This is a genomic window from Mesorhizobium sp. M1A.F.Ca.IN.020.06.1.1, from assembly GCF_004023265.1.
GTDB lineage: Bacteria > Pseudomonadota > Alphaproteobacteria > Rhizobiales > Rhizobiaceae > Mesorhizobium.
Window position 1 is genome coordinate 1 of record NZ_RZSR01001713.1, and the last position, 557, is coordinate 557.

The window sequence follows — 557 nt, forward strand, 5'->3', positions numbered from 1 at the left end:
TCATGCGCAACCACCGCCGCGCCGCCTATGGCGACAAGGACGGCTACGAGAAGCTCGCCGTCAATCCGGTGCCGCTGGTCGCCTCCGACCTGAAGCAGCAGGCGCTGGCCGAGCATGCCCGCGCCGCCTGGGATCGCGCCATCGAGCTCGGCGAGGAGCATGGCTATCGCAACGCGCAGGCGACCGTGATCGCGCCGACCGGCACGATCGGCCTGGTCATGGACTGCGACACCACCGGCATCGAGCCCGACTTCGCGCTGGTGAAGTTCAAGAAGCTCGCCGGCGGCGGCTACTTCAAGATCATCAACCGCGCGGTGCCGGAAGCGCTGCGCACGCTCGGCTATTCCGAAAGCCAGATTGCCGAGATCGAGGCCTATGCCGTCGGCCATGGCAACCTCAACCAGGCGCCCGGCATCAACCCGTCTTCGCTGAAGGCCAAGGGCTTCACCGATGATAAGATCGCGGCGCTGAATGCGGCGCTGAAGTCGGCCTTCGACATCAAGTTCGTGTTCAACCAGTGGACGCTCGGCGCCGATTGGGTGAAAGAGACGCTCGGC

1 pseudogene is annotated in these 557 nt (G+C 65.5%); it reads left to right on the forward strand.

Features of this window, described 5'->3' with window-relative positions:
- Nucleotides 1-557, forward strand: a pseudogene (locus EOA60_RS36510) (vitamin B12-dependent ribonucleotide reductase); the annotation flags it as partial.